The organism is Bacillus sp. FSL L8-0358, assembly GCF_038593095.1.
Classification (GTDB): domain Bacteria; phylum Bacillota; class Bacilli; order Bacillales; family Bacillaceae; genus Bacillus; species Bacillus subtilis.
Genome location: NZ_CP151962.1, coordinates 2,763,429 through 2,781,744 on the forward strand (window position 1 = coordinate 2,763,429; position 18,316 = coordinate 2,781,744).

Below are 18,316 nucleotides of genomic sequence, written 5' to 3' on the forward strand. Positions count from 1 at the left end.
ACCGTTCTCCTTTCTTTTATGATCCGACAGCTGTGTAGTTTTTCAATCCGCTCATATTCGACTGGAAAACCAATTGACGGTTTACTGCGTTCAAATAGGCTTTCGCTGATGCTTCTAATACGTCTTGCGCTATGCCCCGCCCTGCTGATTCTTTTCCGTTCACCAAAACTCTTACATACACCTGGGCAAATGCATCTTCGCCTTTTCTGTTAGACTGAATGCGGTAGTCTAAGAGCTCCACATCCTTATCGATGCAGCGCTCAAGCGTATTGTAGATTGCTTCCACGCTTCCAGCTCCAGTTGCAGCTTCCTGAATAAGCTCTGCGTTTTCTTGATTTTTCAAAGAAAGAGTAGCCGTAGGGACCTGACTTGTTCCGTAATGTACTTGCAGAGAAAGAAATTCATACCCAATCTTGCGATCTGTTACTTTTTCTTCTAAAATAAGAGAAACAAGATCCTCATCAGTGATTTCTTTTTTCTTCTCAGTCAACTCTTTGAACATCGTAAAGAATTTATTAATCTCTTCACTGTCAAATTGGAATCCTAAAGCAGTCAGCCGGTCTTTAAATGCGTGGCGTCCGGAATGTTTACCTAGGACAAGCGCATCTGCGGTTACGCCGACAAGCTCCGGTGAAATAATTTCATAAGTCGATTTTTCTTTTAAAAAGCCGTCCTGATGGATGCCTGATTCATGAGCAAATGCATTATCTCCAACAACCGCTTTGTTGCGCGGGACAGCCATGCCTGTCAGTTTGCTTACTAAATCACTTGTTCTCTTAATCTCGTTTAGTGTAATACCTGTTTCGACTTGGTAGAAATCTTTTCTGGTATGGAGGGCTACGGCAATTTCCTCTAATGCCGCGTTTCCGGCTCTTTCACCGATCCCATTCACAGCGCATTCGATTTGATCAGCGCCATTTTCAATCGCAGCAAGAGAGTTTGCGACTGCCATTCCTAAATCATCATGACAGTGGGCTGAAAGCTTTGCTTTGTGAATGTTCGGAACGTTTTCCTTCATATATTTAAAGATATTTCCGTATTCCGCCGGGGCCAGGTAGCCGACAGTGTCCGGAAGATTGATAACACTGGCGCCTGCGTCAATCACTTTCTCGACGATTTCTGCTAGAAACGGCAGTTCAGTGCGGCAGGCATCTTCAGCTGACCATTGCACAATCGGAAAACGTTCTTTTGCGTATTTCACCATTTCAACCGCTCTTTCAATGACTTGCTCACGTGTCATTTTCAGCTTGTGCTTCAAATGAATGTCCGATGTGGCGATAAAAACATGAATTCTCGGGTGAAAACCTTCTTTTAACGCTTCCCAAGCAGCATCAATATCACCTTTTACACAACGGGCCAGACCAGTTACTGAACAATTTTTAATGGTTCTTGCGATTTCCTGAACAGCTAAAAAGTCACCTCGGGACGAAGCGGGAAATCCCGCTTCAATGATATCTGCCCCGAGTCTTTCGAGCTGCTTAGCTATGGCAAGTTTCTCCTGTGTATTCAAGTTCACTCCAGGGGACTGTTCACCATCACGAAGCGTCGTATCGAAAAAATTAATTTTGCGCAACGGAGACCACCGCTTCCTTCTTCTTGCCTTGTTTCACAAACGGCATCATTTCACGAAGCTTTCTTCCCACTACTTCGATTTGATGTTCGTTCTCGCTTGCATTGATAGCGTTGAAACGAGGACGGTTTACTTGGTTTTCGACGATCCACTCTTTTGCGAATGTACCGTTTTGGATATCTTTTAATACTTCTTTCATAGATTCTTTTACTTTAGCGTCCACAACGCGAGGGCCTGATACGAAATCTCCCCACTGTGCTGTGTCAGAGATTGAATATCTCATTCCTGCAAGTCCTTCTTCATACATAAGGTCTACGATTAATTTCAGCTCATGAAGACACTCGAAGTATGCAAGTTCAGGCTGATAACCTGCTTCAGTTAATGTTTCAAATCCGGCTTTGACAAGCGCGCTTAATCCGCCGCAAAGAACTGCTTGCTCACCGAACAAATCTGTTTCTGTTTCTTCTTTAAATGTCGTTTCTAATACGCCCGCTCTTGCGCCGCCGATTCCTTTAGCATAAGCGAGGGCTTTGTCTCTTGCTTCTCCAGTCACATCTTGATAGATTGCGAACAATGCAGGTACGCCAGCTCCTTGCTCATATGTTCTTCTGACCAAGTGTCCCGGGCCTTTAGGCGCCACTAAGAATACATCTACATCCGCCGGAGGAACAATTTGATGGAAATGAACGTTAAATCCATGAGCGAATACTAATGATTTTCCTGCTGTCAATTCATCTTTGATTTCAGCTTCGTATACTTTTTGCTGCTGCTCATCCGGAAGCAGAACCATGATGATTTCGGCTTGGGCTGCCGCTTCTTTTACTGAAAATACTTTATGTCCGTCTTCTTGGGCTTGAGTGAAAGATTTTCCTTGTCTAACACCGACGATCACGTCTACTCCGCTTTCTTTAAGGTTCAGGGCATGTGCGTGACCTTGCGAACCGTACCCGATAACCGCTACTGTTTTTCCAGCCAATACGTTCTCTTTGATATCACCGTTATAATATACTTTTACCATTTTAATCTCTCCCTTGTTATGTTTTATACAATAGATATTGTTTTATTGGATGACGCCTTTTGCTGGGTTCCCCTCGCAAAAGCCGTTGTACCTGTTCTCGCGATTTCTTTAATACCATAAGGTTTTAATAAATCAATAAGTGCTTCAATTTTGTTAGATTCACCTGTCACCTGAACAACGATGCTGTCTCTGCTGACATCAACGACAGAGGCTCTAAACGGTTCTATGATTCCATTAATCTCTGTTCTCGTTGAAGGTGCGGAGACAACCTTGATTAAGGCCAGCTCCCTCTGGACAATCGATTGATTTGTGATGTCTGTGACTTTCAGCACATCAATCTGTTTGTTGAGCTGTTTCGTTAACTGTTCAACATCATTTTCTCCTTCAACGTGAACGACGAAGGTGATTCTGGAAACGCCGGCTGTTTCTGTGTGTCCAACTGTAATGCTTTCAATGTTGTAATGCCTTTTTGTGAATAGACCGGTGATCCGGTTTAACACTCCGGAGCGGTTCACCACAGTCAATGTGATAATTCTTTTCAAGGTTTCACCCCCACCATTTCATGCAGCCCTTTCCCCGGAGCCACCATCGGGAATACTTTTTCTTCGCTGGCAACCCGCACATCAATGACAACAGGTTCTCTTGATGTTAATGCCTCTTCCAGCTTTTCCTTTGCTTCCGCTTCTGATGAAATTCTGATGCCTTTAATGCCGTACGCTTCGGACAATTTGACGAAGTCAGGCTGAGAAGCGAATTTAGATTCTGAATAACGTTCTTCATAGAAAATTTCTTGCCACTGTCTGACCATTCCGAGACAAGCGTTATTTAAAATCACTACCTTAACCGGAAGATTTAATTCGCGAATAACATCGAGTTCTTGAAGCGTCATTTGGAATCCGCCGTCTCCGACAACCGCGACAACAGTAGCATCTTTTTCGGCCAGCTGTGCGCCGATCGCCGCCGGAAGACCGAATCCCATCGTTCCAAGTCCGCCTGACGTGACCCATTTATCTGCTTTTAGGAACGGATAAAATTGCGCTGACCACATTTGATGCTGGCCTACATCCGTTGCGACAATGGCCTCTCCTTTTGTAAATTGATGAATATATTCAATCAATTTCTGAGGTTTAAAACCTTCTTCTTCATTATCTACATACCAGAGCGGATACTCTTCTTTCCATTCGGCGAGCTGTTTTTTCCATTCGCTTGAATCGCTTTGTTTGCCGTCTTGTTTGATCAGCTCCTGCAGGACAATTTTGCTGTCTCCGACTACAGGAATCTGTGTTTTCATGATTTTTCCGATTTCAGCTGGATCAATATCGATGTGGGCAATCTTTGCGTTTCTGGCAAAGTGTTTCAGGTTTCCTGTGACACGGTCATCAAAACGGGCGCCGATACTGATTAATAGATCACATTCATGAAGGGCCATATTGGCTGTATAAGTACCATGCATTCCCGCCATCCCTAGGAAAAGCGGATGGTCAGCCGGGAAGCCTCCGAGTCCCAAAAGGGTGTGTGCCACAGGGATTTGCTGCTGTTCAGCATAATTTTTTAATTCTTCTGACGCTTTTCCGTGCAGTACGCCCGCACCCGCCAGGATCACCGGTTTTTTCGCACTGCTCACGGCTTCCACAAGCTTGCGGATCTGCAAATAATTCGGCTCTGTTGTCGGCTGGTATCCCGGGAGATTCATCTCATGATCGTAGCTGAATTCTCCTTCAATTGTTGCTACATCTTTCGGAATATCAATCAATACAGGTCCGGGTCTTCCAGTTGTTGCAATATGGAACGCTTCTTTAATGATGCGCGGCAGATCTTCCGGCTGGCGAACCTGGTAGCTGTGTTTTGTTACTGGCATCGTAATCCCTAAAATGTCCGCTTCCTGAAATGCATCGCTCCCGATTACAGAGGTTGCTACCTGCCCTGTAAAGACGACTAATGGCAATGAATCAATCATGGCATCAGCAAGGCCTGTAACAAGGTTTGTCGCTCCCGGTCCTGACGTGGCAATGACGACACCCGGTTTTCCAGAGACTCTTGCGTATCCCTCCGCTGCATGAATTGCTCCTTGTTCGTGACGGGGAAGGATATGTACCAACCCTGAATTGTATAGCTTATCGTAAATCGGAAGCACAGCCCCGCCCGGATAACCGAAGATCATTTCTACTTTCTCTTTTTTTAATGATTCAATCAGCATTAATGCTCCGCTCATCGTCTGTGTACATTTGGCAGATGCTGAATCCACCTGTACATTAGTCCCCATTTTAGTTCCTCCTTTTGGATTTTCATCCTTTAAAGATCATCTTTTCATTAGCTAGATAGCTGATTATTCAATAAAAAAAGCCCTTCCGCCCACAATCAGCCGCGCAGTAACTGCGATAGCTAAAAGGGGCGAAAAGGCTTTTCTTTCCGCGGTACCACCCTTGTTTACGGCCTGTTAATCGGCCGTCTCATGGATATTTCTATCCGCTTTAGTAACGAGTGAATCAAGTTCACCCGGCCAAGTCCTACTGTCATTTCAGACTGGCACTCTGAGGCGAGTTCACCTTGTAAAGCTTCGCCGGTTCTCAGCTACCCCGGTTCTCTGTGGAAAGCTTTTTCAAGGCTACTTATCCTCATCTGCGCTTTTCATATTCAGCCTTCGGAACGGCTTTCCAGCTGTTCAAGAAGGTCGTTTGTTTTTCATTTTTTTAGAATCATACTGCGATGATTTTCGCTTGTGAAGCTTGCGTTTATCTTTTGTTGAACTCATATTACGCCGCTTTGGACGCAGTGTCAACAGCATTTTTTAAAATTATTAGACAATTTTGATTAATCAATCTATATTGTATACGCTTTCATTATTGGTACAAAAGGAATTGCAAATGTTAAAAGTTTTTATAATTTTTTTATTAATCTATCAATAATACACCAGAATTATTTAATTTTATATAAACATGTAAGGTTTTATAACACGCTATGGTTCGTATATGGATTGAGTCTGACAGATCATCTTGCAATCCATTTCAATTTCGGATAGGCACCCCTATTATTCCCCGGCATACATTAATGGTATCTTGCAAAGAAAAGGTGATACGATGAATAAATCATTAGCAGACATGCAAGGATTCCCTGCAGGCTTTCCAAGCTTCCCGAGCTTTCCGCAGCAGTACTATCCTGCTGTCCCTGCCTTTTACCAGCAAAGCCATCAGCCATTTGGAGGCTACGGATACGGACAGCCGTTCAGCCAGGCATATAGCCCGTTGACCACTCCCTCTGCTATGTACTCCTCTTATCCATACACTTCAGATTTTTTCGGGCAGCAATTTTCAGGCACTGGCTTCAGCGGCCATAGCGGCGGGTTCAGTATTCCGGCGACACACGTCGGCGGGTTCAGCGGAACAGCCGGTGTGCATGGAGGCTTTAGATATTAAAGAAAACTACAAGGGCCGAACAACGATTTCGGCCTTTTTTTCTTTCAAGCATCTTCTGCAACTCATACATTCCAAAAGTGCTTCAATACTGTCAGATTTTCTGTCTTTATAGTTGGAAACAGGATGGAATATGATTAAGATGAATGTTTGAGGAGGAATAAAATGTATATAAAAATAGATGATTTAACTGGACATCAGGTGGTTTCACTGGTGAATGAGCATTTACATAGCATGACGCTTATGTCCCCGCCGGAAAGCATCCATGCCTTAGGTTTAGAGAAACTAAGAGGCCCTGGAATAACATTTTGGAGTGCATGGGAGGGTGATGAACTAGCCGGTTGCGGAGCGCTAAAAGAACTGGACAGCCGGCACGGAGAAATCAAATCAATGCGAACATCTGCATCACATTTAAGAAAAGGCGTTGCCAAACAAGTTCTCCAGCATATCATTGAAGAAGCTGGAAAGCGAGGCTATGAGCGGTTAAGCTTAGAAACGGGTTCAATGGCTTCATTTGAGCCGGCAAGAAAGTTGTATGAAAGCTTCGATTTTCAGTACTGTGAACCGTTTGCAGACTATGTTGAAGATCCAAACAGTGTGTTTATGACGAAGGAATTGTGAGACTGCTTTATGAGGATAGATAGGTGCAGGGGAAGGTCTGTCTATCTCTTACCGTTTCCCTTCTAAAGTTTAATAGAGTAAGTCAACAAGAACCATCCAACATTGCATTGGATGGTTTTTGGATGGATGGATGGATGGTTTATTTATATTTATTTACTTCGTACATCAAGATGTTTTTAAACACAACATAATCCTTTTTACTTTCAAAAGGCCCTTTGTTGTTGTCATGCTCATCTATTTCATAAAAGCCTGGTCCCTCTCCGGCATCACGCTGCTTGTACCATTTGAGGAATCCGTTCACTTCTTTCATAGACAGCTGATATTCTTTTTGCAAACCGTTTACCATGGTGACAACAAGAAGGGCGTCTCCGTCTTCTGCTGAGTTATCCTCAGAAGGTGTTGTTGATCCTTTATCCTTATCTCCCGGAGTTTCCTCCGAATCGGATGGTATGTTTAAATCCTTCAATGAAATTGACATTACTGATTTAAATTTAGAGGCTGCACTTCCAGTAAAACTGGATGTTTCCTCTCTTCCACCGATTACGTAAAGAGTATCATCAATGACGGCAGAAGAATGAGCCATTCTGTAGGGGGCTTTAGGGTTTTTTACCGCTGTAGCTGATTGACTTTTAGGATCGTACACCTTAATTCGGTTTACCCCTCCAGTCATCAGAATTTTTCCTTTGTAAGTAAGAGCAGAATAATACCCTGCTGTGAATCCTTTACCATTTTCTACCCATGTGTCTTTTTCTGGATCATAAACATAAACGATTTGGGGTATATAATGAGTTCCGCCAAGAATATATAGTTTATTATCAATTACTGCTGTAGAAGCTCCGGTTACTGCTCCGGTTACTTCATAATTTAAATTCTGTTTTTTCTGCCATTTTTTCGTTTCGAGATCGTAACTGTAAGTCGTTGCATATCTAGAATTTTCAAAGGCCACAACATATATTTTCTTTCCAATAGCTTCTGCATAAATCTTATAGGCTGGAACCTTTCTTTCAAAAGGAAGATCATCTAATTTTTCCCACGTGTCTTTTTTTGGATCATATACTTCTATTGTGTTGACAGCTCCATCGTTTGACATTCCGCCCAAGACATAAATTTTCCCATCTACAGTAACTGATGCAGCTCCCCCCCTCGCTGTTGGCATGTCGGCTTTTCTTGTCCATTCATTTGTTTTAGGATCATAGACAAACGTTTGATTCCCATAAGTACCTGGTTTTACAGTTCCGCCACCTATCACATATATCTTTCCATCTACTACACCGCTGCTTGCGCCGACACGCGGCTCAGGCAAATCTGCTCTTTCTTTCCATTCAACTGTTTCCGCGCTAACTGTTTGGAGCGATTGAAACAGCGCAATAACAAATAAGAAAAAAACAACGAACCATTTTTTCAAAAGAAAACACTCCTTTATTTAATTGTTTCACATAACAAATATCGGCAAGACTATGAATTTTTTCATATCTTTTCCTGTATATTCATTTTTCAGGAAACTCTAATTAAAGTTTTCTCTAAAAAACTCGGATGTTTTCAATCTTGTTTATTTTAAAGAACAGCGGGAATTACAAACGACATGAACGATATAATGCAAATTCATAAAGGAGGAGATTGATATGAAAAGCATAGTTGGTGTATATGAAACTCCGCAGGAAACCATCGCAGCGATTGAAGGCTTACTCACAAAAGGCTATGATTCTGATGACATTTCTGTTGTGACAAGCCGGCGAGATACAGATTATTTGGAGTCACGTACAGGAACAGAAGTCAATCAAGCTATCGATGCACATCAGGACGAATCTGAATCTTTTTTCGATAAACTGAAAGATTATTTCACAATGGATGATACTGCTACACACAGCAAAGCATTATCCGACTTGGATATTAAAACTGATGACATAGACAAGTATCAAGAAGATTTGGATGACGGAAAACTTCTGGTAGCCGTCGATACAGATGCAGATGTAAATGCTCCTATTGATAACGGCAATGCCCTTTCAGGCGGCTTTTCAAGCACAAATGAATTGGATTATACAACGAAAGAAGAAAAAACGATGCCGCTCCGGGAAGAACAGCTGAAAGTCGATAAGGAAGACGTTCAAACCGGCGAAGTAGAAATAGGAAAAGAAGTGAAAACAGAAAAAAGAGATATGGACATTCCTGTGAGACATGATGAAATTTATGTCGAACGCCGTCCAGTGGATGAAAATAAAACGGACGCTGCTCCCGTCAACGATTCGGAAGAGATTAGAGTTCCAATCGTTGAGGAAAAGCTTGAAGTGACTAAAAAACCGGTTGTCACTGATGAAGTGGTTGTCGGCAAACGCACTGTTGAAGAAAGTGAACATATTTCTGAAACTGTAAAAAAAGAAGAACCTCGTCTGAATAAAGAAGGAAAAGTTGACGGCTTGGATGATGATCCGTTAAATAACAAATGAAAATCATAAGACGACAACAAAAAACCTCAAATCCTAAATGGATTTGAGGTTTTTCTTTTGGTACGTCCCAGGAGAGATTCGAACTCCCGACCGACGGCTTAGAAGGCCGTTGCTCTATCCAGCTGAGCTACTGGGACACGTTTTGTTTTTTTGTTTTTCGCTTTAACTATCAGCGACAAGATTTATTATATATGGGATGCAACAATAAGTCAACGGTTTTTTAGAATTTTTTTCATGAGGAAGAAAATTTTCTTCCTCATGACATTTTCATAGTGTGACTCGGTTTTGCAGATCCTCAATTTCATTGCCTGCTTGGTCGTAAAAACGGACTGTCGCAGCATCATTTTCTAATGTCAGTATAGCATAGCTTTCTGTCCTGCGCACCCTCGGAAGCCGGATGCTGCCTGGGTTAATCATCAGTTTGCCCCGCAGCACTTCGCTTCCCGCGATGTGCGAATGCCCGAAGCAGATAATATCCGCTCCGAGCTCCTCTGCACGATAGTATACGTTTAACAAGGTCTGTTTTATACCGTGAAGGTGGCCGTGTGTGACCAGTATTTTTCTTGAACCGGCAGTCAGTAGAAGCTCGTCCTTAAAATCGCCGGCAAAATCGCAATTGCCTTTTACAACCGCATAAGGCTCCAATGCAGGATGCCTCGTTTCAAGCTCAGAGTCCCCGCAATGAATCATGAGATCAACTTCTGCCTCATGCCGTTTCGCAATGGTTTGGAGTTCTTCTTCAAGCCCATGGCTGTCACTGATAATCAGCACGTTCATGTACAAGCTTCCTCCTTATGCCTCCAAAAGCTTAGACAGCTTTTTAAGCGCGTCAGCCCTATGGCTGATTTTATTTTTTTCATCACTTGTCAGTTCAGCCATTGTCTTATCTTTATCTTTCACGATAAAGATTGGGTCATAGCCAAAGCCATATTCTCCTCTCGGTTCTTCGGCAATATACCCTTCAACATGGCCTTCGACTGTTTTTGTTTCCTCACCGGGAATACTCACGGCCAGTGCGCAGCGGAAACGGGCGGTGCGCTGTTCTTTTTCGATACCTTTCAGCTCGCTGAGCACTTTTTCGATATTTGCCTGGTCGTCTTTCTGTTCTCCTGCATAGCGGGCTGAATAAACCCCGGGTCTGCCGCCAAGATTATCGATGGATAGACCGGAGTCGTCCGCAATCACCATTTTGTTCACTGCTTTGGCAACAGCTTCCGCTTTCAGAATGGCATTTTCTTCAAATGCATGGCCTGTTTCTTCAATTTCTTCTGTGAACCCAATTTCAGCTAAAGATTTGACATCATAGCCTCTTGGCTCAAGAATTTCTTTGAATTCCTTCACTTTTCCCGGATTATGTGTTGCAATAATTGCCTCTTTCATGATGATCAAGCCTTTCTGTCTTTATTTCAGTTCTGGCAGAGAATCACCCAGCACTTCTTTTTGCTTGTCAATCAGCTCTTGAATTCCTTTTTCCGCAAGACCGAGAAGACCGTTCAGATCCTCTCTTGAAAAAGTCGCCTCTTCCCCGGTTCCCTGCAGTTCCACAAAACGGCCGCTGCCTGTCATGATGACATTCATGTCAACTTCAGCGGAGGAATCTTCTTCATAATTTAAATCTAACAAAATTCCCTGTTCCTTATCAATTCCAACAGAGATTGCAGCAAGAAAATCAGTGATCGGATTTGTCTTGATTGTTCCTGCTTTGATCAGCTTGCCAATCGCAATCGCCATCGCAAGAAATGCGCCTGTAATGGAAGCTGTTCTAGTTCCTCCGTCAGCCTGAATGACATCACAGTCAATCCAAATCGTCCGTTCACCGAGCTTTTCCAGATCTACAACAGCTCGAAGCGCGCGGCCGATCAGGCGTTGGATCTCCATTGTTCTGCCGGAAATTTTCCCCTTAGAAGATTCTCTGATTGTTCTTTGGTTTGTTGCCCGCGGCAGCATGCTGTACTCTGCTGTAATCCAGCCTTTCCCTCCGCCCCGCAAAAACGGCGGTACGCGGTCCTCAACAGACGCGTTGCAGATTACCTTTGTATTTCCCGCTGTTATTAGAACAGAACCTTCCGGATGGCTGATAAAATCCAAATCGAATGTGATTGGACGCAGCTCATCGTGTTGTCTTCCGTCATGTCTCATGTTTTACCTCCGATTGTATGTACATAAACCATTTTTGTCCCGGAATTGAATAAAGAAAGAGGCAGCCGGAACGCTAACCTCTTTCTTTCTAGTATATCAAAAATCCCAATTTAAAAACTACCCGTATTCACTTGAGAAGGTCTGGAGACCGGTTCTGTGAGCTTTTCGCCTTTTTCATTTACAAGCTCTGATTTTCCGTTCACTTTAACAGTGACGCTTTTTACATCCGACTGCTCCGTTAACGTCAGCACAATGCTGTTCAGAACTTCTGAAGAAATCATTTTCGTCTTCTCATCGGCGCTTCCGAATATAGATTGATTGAAATCCAACGTCACGCGCCCGTCTTTAATTTTCGGTTTGCTGACCAGCTTTACATCTTCACTGAAGTCTGTTAACAGCCCGCTCACCTTGCTTGGCCCTTTAGCCAATTCATTGACGGCTGCCGTGATGTCGTCTTTTTCCGAATTGTCGATTCGTTTGGTCACAGGCACGTAGTATTCACTGTCTTCGTTTTCCGCCAAATAGTAGACTGTCAGCGGATGGGTAGCAGTGAGATCATTTACACCGGCTGTTTCCAAATTAATGCCGTCTTTGCGGCTTAAATCATCTGAGATCGGCGTCCCTCCTACAGGCATCTCCTTCAATTCATGCCCGTTTATTCTCAGCTTCACTTTATCTATCGAACTAAATTGCGTCAGCGTCCACGTCACAGATTGAACGATTTTCTGTTCGTCTTCTTTCTTATAATTTTTGAACTCATTAGAGAAATCAGCTATCGCGGTTCCATCTTTTTTGATGTCAACGTTAACGGTGGTGTCAGCCGGCAATACAGCTCTGAAGCCATTCGGAAGAATTTCAGACACAGGCCCGCCCTGTACGAGGTATTCAAGCGCCTGCTTAGCCGTGCTCTCACTTTTAGGAAGAGGCAGCGTTTGTGCAACAACATACCCGTTTTTATCAATGAGATAAAGCTCCCTCATGACAGTAGATGAGGCTTGATCCGCTTTTGCGGTATCGCTTTTTTCACTTTCTGTTTTTTTGGCTGCTGTTGCATTTGAATTGGCACCCGCTTCATCGTTCACGAATGTAACGTCTTGAGGCGGATCAATTTCCTCGGCTGCCTTATCAGATTGAAACAAACCGCATCCGGATAAAAGCAAGGCAGAGGTGAGACAAGTGGCACCAATGACTGCAGGTCCTTTTTTCAGCATACTTTTCCCTCCTAAGGATGTTTGTACTATTATGTATACGAGCCTCTTTAGGAAATAGACCGAAGAATTCCGGCAAAACAGAAAAAAACCCGCAACATACCGTTGCGGGGAAAACTATCTTCTAATCGGTTCTTGCAGTGAGATGCATTCCACATGGCCCACCTCATGCCCAAACCAATCGTCTGCGATTTTCGCAAACTGATCACGCGCTCCTGTTGTCAAGAACTGATGATCCGGGGCATTCGCAGACTGGTTCAGCAGCCCTTTATACGAGAGAATCGTGCTGACTTCCCGGGCTGTTTCATCGCCGGACGAAATAATGTTAACGTGTTCTCCCATATATCTTTGAATGGCTTCTTTCAAAATGGGATAGTGGGTGCAGCCTAAAATCAGCGAATCAATCGATGTATCTTTTAACGGATACAGCGAGGTTTTGACAATCTCGTCTGCTGTTTTGTCAAGAAACTTCCCGCTTTCCACAAAAGGCACAAGCAGCGGGCAGGCAAGGTTTTCAACCTTCAGATCAGGATTTAATGCCAAAAGCGCCTCTTCGTACGCATTGCTCTTAATCGTATTCTCTGTGCCGATGACACCGATATGCTGATTATCCGTCACTTTTATCGCTGCTCTCGCACCAGGCTGAATCACTCCGACCACCGGTATACCGACGCTTCGCTGGATGTCATCCAATGCGATCGCTGTTGCTGTATTACAGGCGATCACGAGCATTTTGATATGGTGGTTTTCGAGTAAATAATTCGTCAGCTCCCACGTATATTGAAGCACCTCTTCTTCAGGGCGCGGCCCATAAGGACACCGTTTCGTATCCCCGACGTAGATAATATTTTCTTTAGGTAGCTGTCTCATGATTTCCTTCGCAACGGTTAAACCGCCAACCCCGGAATCAATGACTCCTATTGGTTGTTCCAACAAAATCGCCTCATTTTCTCTTCATTTCATGCTGCAGTTTCATCAAAGATTTTTCGAAGATGGCTATTTCTTCATCTGTAAACGATTCGAACATATCACGCAGATATTCCTGTCTTTTTGTAATGACCTCTTGGATAATACGTTCTCCTTCAGGCAGCAGATGTATCCGGACAACACGTCTGTCCGCCGGGTCCTTGACCCGCTCAACAAGCTCATTTTTTTGCATGCGGTCGATTAAGTCCGTTGTCGTGCTGCATGCCAGATACATTTTGCCCGATAATTCACCGATTGTCATATCTCCTAATTCATAAAGCCATTGCAAGCCGACAAATTGCGGCGGCGTAATCGCATATTGGTTAAGGATTTCTCGTCCTTTTTGCTTAATGATCGCGGCAATGTGGCGGAGTGACTTTTCAATATCCGCAACATGCTCCAAAGGTTTTGATGTCATTTGTCCATCCCTCACTCAAGGATCTCTTACGCACAAAAGCGTTCCGTGTCTATTTTCCTTCTTTTTTGAAGAAAATGCAAGACTCGCAGGAGAGAAATAGAGGACTTTAGTCAAACAACATCAAGTAATGAAATTTATTTTATGACTTGCCTACGTTTTGCACAGCATTCCAAATATGGTTTCGAATGTTCCAACAAACAGCAATAACCGGCTCCTTCTTAAAAGAAGGAATACCGGCAAGGATTAAAGCTCTAGCTCACCCATTCTAAGAAGCTCAACAACGGCTTGCGAACGCCCTTTCACACCCAATTTCTGCATGGCATTTGAAATATGGTTTCGAACGGTTTTCTCACTGATAAATAGCTCGCTTGCAATCTCCTTTGTTGTCTTATCTTGAACGAGCAATTCGAACACTTCTCTTTCTCTTTTCGTTAGCAGCGGCTTCGATTGAAATTCTTTCTCCTTCAAGTATTGTAACCCTCCTTGCTAAGGTGAGAGCGAATCAGAAACGAATGGGTTTTGATATAGTCGAGATATCATATGTAAGAAGGGCGCAGGAGGTGACGTTTACAAGATAATTAGTTTATCGTGTATGAAGAAGCGTTTCTTTTTCCTCATCCGTCCAGCTGACAGCCTTGCCGCTTTCCTTTGAGACTTGAACCATCACAACTGTCCCGGTGAAGCAGGGCTCGCCTTCGAGGTTCTCTCCGAGATAGTGCAAGGTAAGAGATGAACTGCCGACTGCGCTTGTTTTCACATAGATACGCAACTCTTCATAAGGCATGACTTGGCGCAAATAATCGCATTGCTGGCTTGCCACGACTGTCATGGTCTGTTTGTTTTCACTCATCATATTCAGCTTTTTAAAATAAGAAATCCGCGCCTCCTCAAAATATATAAAAGGGGTTACATTATTCATATGCCCAAACATGTCTGTCTCGGAAAATCTTACGGATACCTCATTGAAAAAAGAAAAGGATGTTTTCCATTCTTGAAACGGCATATCAATATAAGCGGGAAGCTTCATCTTTTTTCATCTCCTTATTGTTTAAAAAAACCTCTCCCATGCGGAAGAGGTTTTTTCTTCTTATACTCTGTCGCTTCCGAAGAAATTGCGGAATGCTTGTAAGTTTGTATCTCTATTCAAGGCTGCAATCGAAGTGGTAAGCGGAATCCCCTTTGGACAGGATTGAACACAGTTTTGCGAGTTGCCGCAATCTGCAAGACCGCCTTCATCCATTAATGCTTCTAATCGTTCAGATTTATTCATGGCGCCTGTCGGATGTGCGTTAAACAGGCGGACTTGCGACATCGGTGCAGGCCCCATGAACTTCGATTTGCTGTTCACATTCGGGCAAGCTTCGAGGCAGACGCCGCATGTCATGCATTTTGATAATTCATATGCCCATTGACGGCGTTTTTCCGGCATTCTCGGCCCCGGTCCTAAATCGTACGTACCGTCAATCGGTATCCACGCTTTAACTTTTTTCAATGAATCAAACATTCTGCTGCGATCAACCTGCAAATCACGAACGACTGGGAATGTTTTCATTGGTTTTAAACGGATCGGCTGTTCAAGCTGGTCAATAAGCGCCGTACAAGACTGGCGGGGTTTTCCGTTTATGACCATTGAACATGCGCCGCATACTTCCTCAAGACAGTTCATATCCCATGTGACAGGGGTTGTCTTCTCACCTTTGACATTAACCGGATTCCGGCGGATTTCCATCAGAGCGGAAATGACGTTCAGATTCGGGCGGTATGGAATCTCAAATTCTTCATCGTAAGGCGTGCTGTCGGCTGTATCTTGACGTGTGATAATAAATCGTATGGTTTTTTGTTCACTCATGATTATTTCGCCACCTTCTTCTTCGAGTAATCCCGTTTCCGAGGCGTTATCAGTGATACATCGACATCCTGATACTCAAATTCCGGCGCTTCATACGGGCTTACATGTTTAGCCATTGTTGTTTTGAGCCATTCGTCATCATTACGTTCAGGATAATCTGGTTTATAATGGGCGCCCCGGCTTTCATTACGGTTGTATGCGCCAAGGGTAATCACCCTCGCAAGCTGAAGCATGTTCGAGAACTGGCGTGTGAACATCGCTCCCTGGTTGCTCCATTTTGTCGTGTCATTGATGTTGATCTTTTTGAAGCGCTCCATTAACTCCTGAATTTTGTCATCCGTTTTCAAAAGCTTGTCATTATGGCGGACAACCGTTACGTTCGCCGTCATCCACTCACCGAGCTCTTTGTGAAGAACATAGGCATTTTCGGTTCCGTCCATACTCATAATATCAGCCCATTTTTCTTCTTCTTTCTTAACGTGAGCGTCGAATAAGGATGAAGACATGTCTTCCGCTGAAGATTCTAAGCCGTTTACATATTTCACCGCATTCGGTCCGGCCACCATGCCTCCGTAAATCGCAGACAGCAGGGAGTTCGCTCCCAAGCGGTTGCCGCCATGCATAGAATAATCACATTCCCCAGCCGCAAACAGTCCAGGGATGTTTGTCATTTGATCGTAATCCACCCATAAACCGCCCATAGAATAATGGACCGCCGGGAAGATTTTCATTGGAAGCTTCCGCGGGTCGTCTCCCATGAATTTCTCATAAATCTCAATGATGCCGCCAAGCTTAATATCAAGCTCTTTCGGATCTTTATGAGACAGATCGAGATATACCATGTTTTCACCGTTAATGCCGAGCTTCTGGTTCACACACACATCAAATATTTCGCGTGTCGCAATATCACGCGGCACCAGGTTTCCGTATGCCGGATATTTTTCCTCCAGGAAATACCACGGTTTGCCGTCTTTATATGTCCACACGCGCCCGCCTTCTCCACGCGCTGATTCACTCATCAGTCTTAGTTTGTCATCGCCCGGTATGGCTGTCGGGTGGATTTGAATGAATTCTCCGTTTGCATAATACGCTCCCTGCTGATAAACGATTGATGCAGCAGATCCTGTATTAATCATGGAGTTCGTTGATTTTCCAAAAATGATTCCCGGTCCGCCCGTCGCCATAATGACAGCGTCTGAACGGAAGGATTCAATTTGCATGTTTGTCAGGTTTTGTGCAACAATTCCGCGGCAGGTTCTGTCATCATCTAAAACAGCGCCAAGGAATTCCCAGCCTTCGTATTTTGTGACCAGACCCGCAACTTCGTATCTGCGCACTTGCTCGTCCAGTGCGTAAAGCAGCTGCTGTCCCGTCGTCGCACCAGCATAAGCAGTTCTGTGGTGCTGTGTACCCCCGAATCGGCGGAAATCAAGCAGGCCTTCAGGCGTCCGGTTAAACATGACGCCCATTCGGTCTAATAAGTGGATGATAGAAGGCGCCGCTTCACACATCGCCTTGACCGGCGGCTGGTTGGCAAGAAAGTCTCCCCCGTATACCGTGTCATCAAAATGTTCCCACGGAGAGTCACCTTCCCCTTTTGTATTGACCGCTCCGTTTATGCCGCCTTGCGCACAAACCGAATGAGAACGTTTGACAGGAACGATGGAAAACAGCTTAACCGCCATTCCTGATTCCGCTGCTTTAATTGTCGCCATGAGGCCGGCAAGACCCCCGCCGACTACGATAATGCTTGATTGACTCATGATAGCCCCTCTCCCTCTAGTAATCTAGTACTCTTAAACAAATGCAAAAATCGCTTTTAAGCCTACGTATGACAGTGCAACAAAAATAATCAGCGTAACGTATGTCGAAATTCTTTGAGAACGAGGCGTTACCGTGATGCCCCATGTAACAGCGAAAGACCATAAACCGTTCGAGAAGTGGAAAATTGTTGATAAAACACCGACAATGTAAAAACCAAGCATAGCCGGAGAGCTCAAAATATTCGCCATCATGTCGAAATTGACCTCAGCGCCCATTTGTGCAGCAATGCGGGTTTCCCACACGTGCCAGCTGACGAAAATGAGGGTGATGATACCGGTTACACGCTGCAGGACGAATAGCCAGTTTCTCATGTAGCTGTATTGGCCTGCGTTATTTTTCGCAGTAAACGCTATGTACACACCATAAACTGCATGATAAATTAATGGTAAGAAGATAATAAAAATTTCCAAGGCATACCTGAAAGGCAGACTATCCATAAAATGAGCAGCGCTATTGAATGCTTCAGCGCCCCTTGCGGCAAACTGGTTGACGACTAAATGCTGAATAAGAAAGATGCCGACCGGTATGACGCCAAGCAAGGAATGCAATCTTCGAAAATAAAACTCTCTGTTCCCAGACATTACTTTACCCCCTGTTTGATAAGTGCGAAATGTGCTAAATCTCTTCCCCCACTTCTTTCAATTGTAAGCACTTTATTAAGATTTATTGACAATTTCATTTTACTCCTCCCTCAAAAGGGCGTCAAGAAAACGCGTACATAAATTATAATTTTCCGAATTGATTAGTTGATTGAAAAATTTTATTTTATCAATATATATTTCTTGCTTAATTTTTCATAAGAATTACAGGATCATTCTGTAATCCTCCCCCCTGTTTGAGCTATAATAT

19 protein-coding genes, 1 tRNA gene and 1 other annotated feature are annotated in these 18,316 nt (G+C 43.9%); of the genes, 3 read left to right on the forward strand and 17 right to left on the reverse strand.

Annotated features, from left to right (window positions below; genetic code table 11):
- Window positions 1–16: 16 nt before the first annotated feature.
- Genes NYE49_RS14285 through ilvB form a run of 4 tightly spaced genes read right to left on the reverse strand, consistent with a single transcriptional unit; the run spans window position 17 to window position 4,851 of the window.
- Window positions 17–1,573 carry a 2-isopropylmalate synthase gene (locus tag NYE49_RS14285; protein ID WP_047182981.1) on the reverse strand — a complete coding sequence of 519 codons (1,557 nt, stop codon included), beginning with the start codon at window positions 1,571–1,573 and terminating at the stop codon, window positions 17–19.
- Window positions 1,560–2,588 carry a ketol-acid reductoisomerase gene (ilvC, locus tag NYE49_RS14290; protein WP_003222549.1) on the reverse strand — a complete coding sequence of 343 codons (1,029 nt, stop codon included), beginning with the start codon at window positions 2,586–2,588 and terminating at the stop codon, window positions 1,560–1,562. Before ilvC ends, NYE49_RS14285 begins: the two co-directional genes overlap by 14 nt.
- Window positions 2,589–2,611: 23 nt before the next feature.
- Window positions 2,612–3,130, reverse strand: coding sequence for an acetolactate synthase small subunit (gene ilvN, locus NYE49_RS14295; RefSeq protein ID WP_047182982.1), 519 nt, complete (start codon window positions 3,128–3,130; stop codon window positions 2,612–2,614).
- A complete protein-coding gene (gene ilvB, locus NYE49_RS14300; RefSeq protein ID WP_047182983.1) occupies window positions 3,127–4,851 on the reverse strand; it encodes an acetolactate synthase large subunit in 1,725 nt (574 codons plus the stop codon). The genes ilvN and ilvB overlap by 4 nt, the downstream gene beginning before the upstream one ends.
- 121 nt (window positions 4,852–4,972) lie before the next feature.
- Window positions 4,973–5,219 (reverse strand) — a binding site (T-box leader).
- Window positions 5,220–5,665: 446 nt separating this feature from the next.
- On the opposite strand from ilvB, the gene cotQ reads away from it, so the two are divergent.
- Both cotQ and NYE49_RS14310 read left to right on the forward strand, forming a co-directional pair.
- Window positions 5,666–6,001, forward strand: a complete 336-nt coding sequence (gene cotQ, locus NYE49_RS14305; RefSeq protein WP_015483533.1) for an inner spore coat protein CotQ — start codon at window positions 5,666–5,668, stop codon at window positions 5,999–6,001.
- A 162-nt stretch (window positions 6,002–6,163) separates the two neighbouring features.
- The gene (locus NYE49_RS14310) at window positions 6,164–6,619 is read left to right on the forward strand and encodes a GNAT family N-acetyltransferase (RefSeq protein ID WP_047182984.1); all 456 of its coding nucleotides are present in this window, start codon (window positions 6,164–6,166) and stop codon (window positions 6,617–6,619) included.
- Between the two features lie 139 nt (window positions 6,620–6,758).
- Here the strand turns inward: NYE49_RS14310 and NYE49_RS14315 are convergent, their stop codons facing one another.
- Window positions 6,759–8,024, reverse strand: coding sequence for a DUF1668 domain-containing protein (locus tag NYE49_RS14315; RefSeq protein WP_047182985.1), 1,266 nt, complete (start codon window positions 8,022–8,024; stop codon window positions 6,759–6,761).
- A 217-nt stretch (window positions 8,025–8,241) separates the two neighbouring features.
- Here NYE49_RS14315 and NYE49_RS14320 point away from each other — a divergent pair, with 217 nt between their 5' ends.
- Window positions 8,242–9,063 carry a YsnF/AvaK domain-containing protein gene (locus tag NYE49_RS14320; RefSeq protein WP_047182986.1) on the forward strand — a complete coding sequence of 274 codons (822 nt, stop codon included), beginning with the start codon at window positions 8,242–8,244 and terminating at the stop codon, window positions 9,061–9,063.
- A gap of 63 nt (window positions 9,064–9,126) precedes the next feature.
- Here the strand turns inward: NYE49_RS14320 and NYE49_RS14325 are convergent.
- From NYE49_RS14325 to sdhC, 12 genes are all read right to left on the reverse strand, one after another.
- Window positions 9,127–9,200: transfer RNA gene (locus NYE49_RS14325), tRNA-Arg, on the reverse strand.
- Window positions 9,201–9,330: 130 nt separating this feature from the next.
- Window positions 9,331–9,840, reverse strand: a complete 510-nt coding sequence (locus NYE49_RS14330) for a metallophosphoesterase (protein WP_015384295.1) — start codon at window positions 9,838–9,840, stop codon at window positions 9,331–9,333.
- A 15-nt stretch (window positions 9,841–9,855) separates the two neighbouring features.
- Window positions 9,856–10,452, reverse strand: a complete 597-nt coding sequence (locus NYE49_RS14335; RefSeq protein ID WP_080344220.1) for an XTP/dITP diphosphatase — start codon at window positions 10,450–10,452, stop codon at window positions 9,856–9,858.
- Between the two features lie 12 nt (window positions 10,453–10,464).
- Window positions 10,465–11,202 (reverse strand): ribonuclease PH, encoded by a 738-nt coding sequence (rph, locus tag NYE49_RS14340; protein WP_003246039.1) that lies wholly within the window; start codon window positions 11,200–11,202, stop codon window positions 10,465–10,467.
- 110 nt (window positions 11,203–11,312) lie between these two features.
- Window positions 11,313–12,413 carry a spore germination protein GerM gene (gerM, locus tag NYE49_RS14345; RefSeq protein ID WP_342410354.1) on the reverse strand — a complete coding sequence of 367 codons (1,101 nt, stop codon included), beginning with the start codon at window positions 12,411–12,413 and terminating at the stop codon, window positions 11,313–11,315.
- 114 nt (window positions 12,414–12,527) lie between these two features.
- Complete coding sequence (gene racE, locus NYE49_RS14350; RefSeq protein ID WP_015251521.1) at window positions 12,528–13,346, reverse strand: glutamate racemase; 819 nt, start codon at window positions 13,344–13,346, stop codon at window positions 12,528–12,530.
- 7 nt (window positions 13,347–13,353) lie between these two features.
- Complete coding sequence (locus tag NYE49_RS14355; protein ID WP_003229573.1) at window positions 13,354–13,794, reverse strand: MarR family transcriptional regulator; 441 nt, start codon at window positions 13,792–13,794, stop codon at window positions 13,354–13,356.
- Between the two features lie 243 nt (window positions 13,795–14,037).
- Window positions 14,038–14,262 (reverse strand): spore germination transcription factor GerE, encoded by a 225-nt coding sequence (gene gerE, locus NYE49_RS14360; RefSeq protein ID WP_003184172.1) that lies wholly within the window; start codon window positions 14,260–14,262, stop codon window positions 14,038–14,040.
- Window positions 14,263–14,377: 115 nt separating this feature from the next.
- Window positions 14,378–14,821, reverse strand: a complete 444-nt coding sequence (locus NYE49_RS14365) for a thioesterase family protein (RefSeq protein ID WP_015384296.1) — start codon at window positions 14,819–14,821, stop codon at window positions 14,378–14,380.
- A 60-nt stretch (window positions 14,822–14,881) separates the two neighbouring features.
- Window positions 14,882–15,643, reverse strand: coding sequence for a succinate dehydrogenase iron-sulfur subunit (gene sdhB, locus NYE49_RS14370; RefSeq protein ID WP_003229569.1), 762 nt, complete (start codon window positions 15,641–15,643; stop codon window positions 14,882–14,884).
- Between the two features lie 2 nt (window positions 15,644–15,645).
- A complete protein-coding gene (gene sdhA, locus NYE49_RS14375) occupies window positions 15,646–17,406 on the reverse strand; it encodes a succinate dehydrogenase flavoprotein subunit (protein ID WP_003229567.1) in 1,761 nt (586 codons plus the stop codon).
- Between the two features lie 33 nt (window positions 17,407–17,439).
- Window positions 17,440–18,048 (reverse strand): succinate dehydrogenase cytochrome B558, encoded by a 609-nt coding sequence (sdhC, locus tag NYE49_RS14380; protein ID WP_003222512.1) that lies wholly within the window; start codon window positions 18,046–18,048, stop codon window positions 17,440–17,442.
- Window positions 18,049–18,316 lie beyond the last annotated feature (268 nt).

What these genes read in the sequence shown, in the direction of transcription:
- sdhA (WP_003229567.1), bottom strand. Translation starts at nt 17,406, where the DNA reads ATGAGTCAATCAAGCATTATCGTAGTCGGCGGGGGTCTTGCCGGCCTC.
- sdhC (WP_003222512.1), bottom strand. Translation starts at nt 18,048, where the DNA reads ATGTCTGGGAACAGAGAGTTTTATTTTCGAAGATTGCATTCCTTGCTT.
- sdhB (WP_003229569.1), bottom strand. Translation starts at nt 15,643, where the DNA reads ATGAGTGAACAAAAAACCATACGATTTATTATCACACGTCAAGATACA.
- NYE49_RS14310 (WP_047182984.1), top strand. Translation starts at nt 6,164, where the DNA reads ATGTATATAAAAATAGATGATTTAACTGGACATCAGGTGGTTTCACTG.
- rph (WP_003246039.1), bottom strand. Translation starts at nt 11,202, where the DNA reads ATGAGACATGACGGAAGACAACACGATGAGCTGCGTCCAATCACATTC.
- gerM (WP_342410354.1), bottom strand. Translation starts at nt 12,413, where the DNA reads ATGCTGAAAAAAGGACCTGCAGTCATTGGTGCCACTTGTCTCACCTCT.
- cotQ (WP_015483533.1), top strand. Translation starts at nt 5,666, where the DNA reads ATGAATAAATCATTAGCAGACATGCAAGGATTCCCTGCAGGCTTTCCA.
- ilvC (WP_003222549.1), bottom strand. Translation starts at nt 2,588, where the DNA reads ATGGTAAAAGTATATTATAACGGTGATATCAAAGAGAACGTATTGGCT.
- NYE49_RS14355 (WP_003229573.1), bottom strand. Translation starts at nt 13,794, where the DNA reads ATGACATCAAAACCTTTGGAGCATGTTGCGGATATTGAAAAGTCACTC.
- NYE49_RS14365 (WP_015384296.1), bottom strand. Translation starts at nt 14,821, where the DNA reads ATGAAGCTTCCCGCTTATATTGATATGCCGTTTCAAGAATGGAAAACA.
- NYE49_RS14330 (WP_015384295.1), bottom strand. Translation starts at nt 9,840, where the DNA reads ATGAACGTGCTGATTATCAGTGACAGCCATGGGCTTGAAGAAGAACTC.
- ilvB (WP_047182983.1), bottom strand. Translation starts at nt 4,851, where the DNA reads ATGGGGACTAATGTACAGGTGGATTCAGCATCTGCCAAATGTACACAG.
- NYE49_RS14320 (WP_047182986.1), top strand. Translation starts at nt 8,242, where the DNA reads ATGAAAAGCATAGTTGGTGTATATGAAACTCCGCAGGAAACCATCGCA.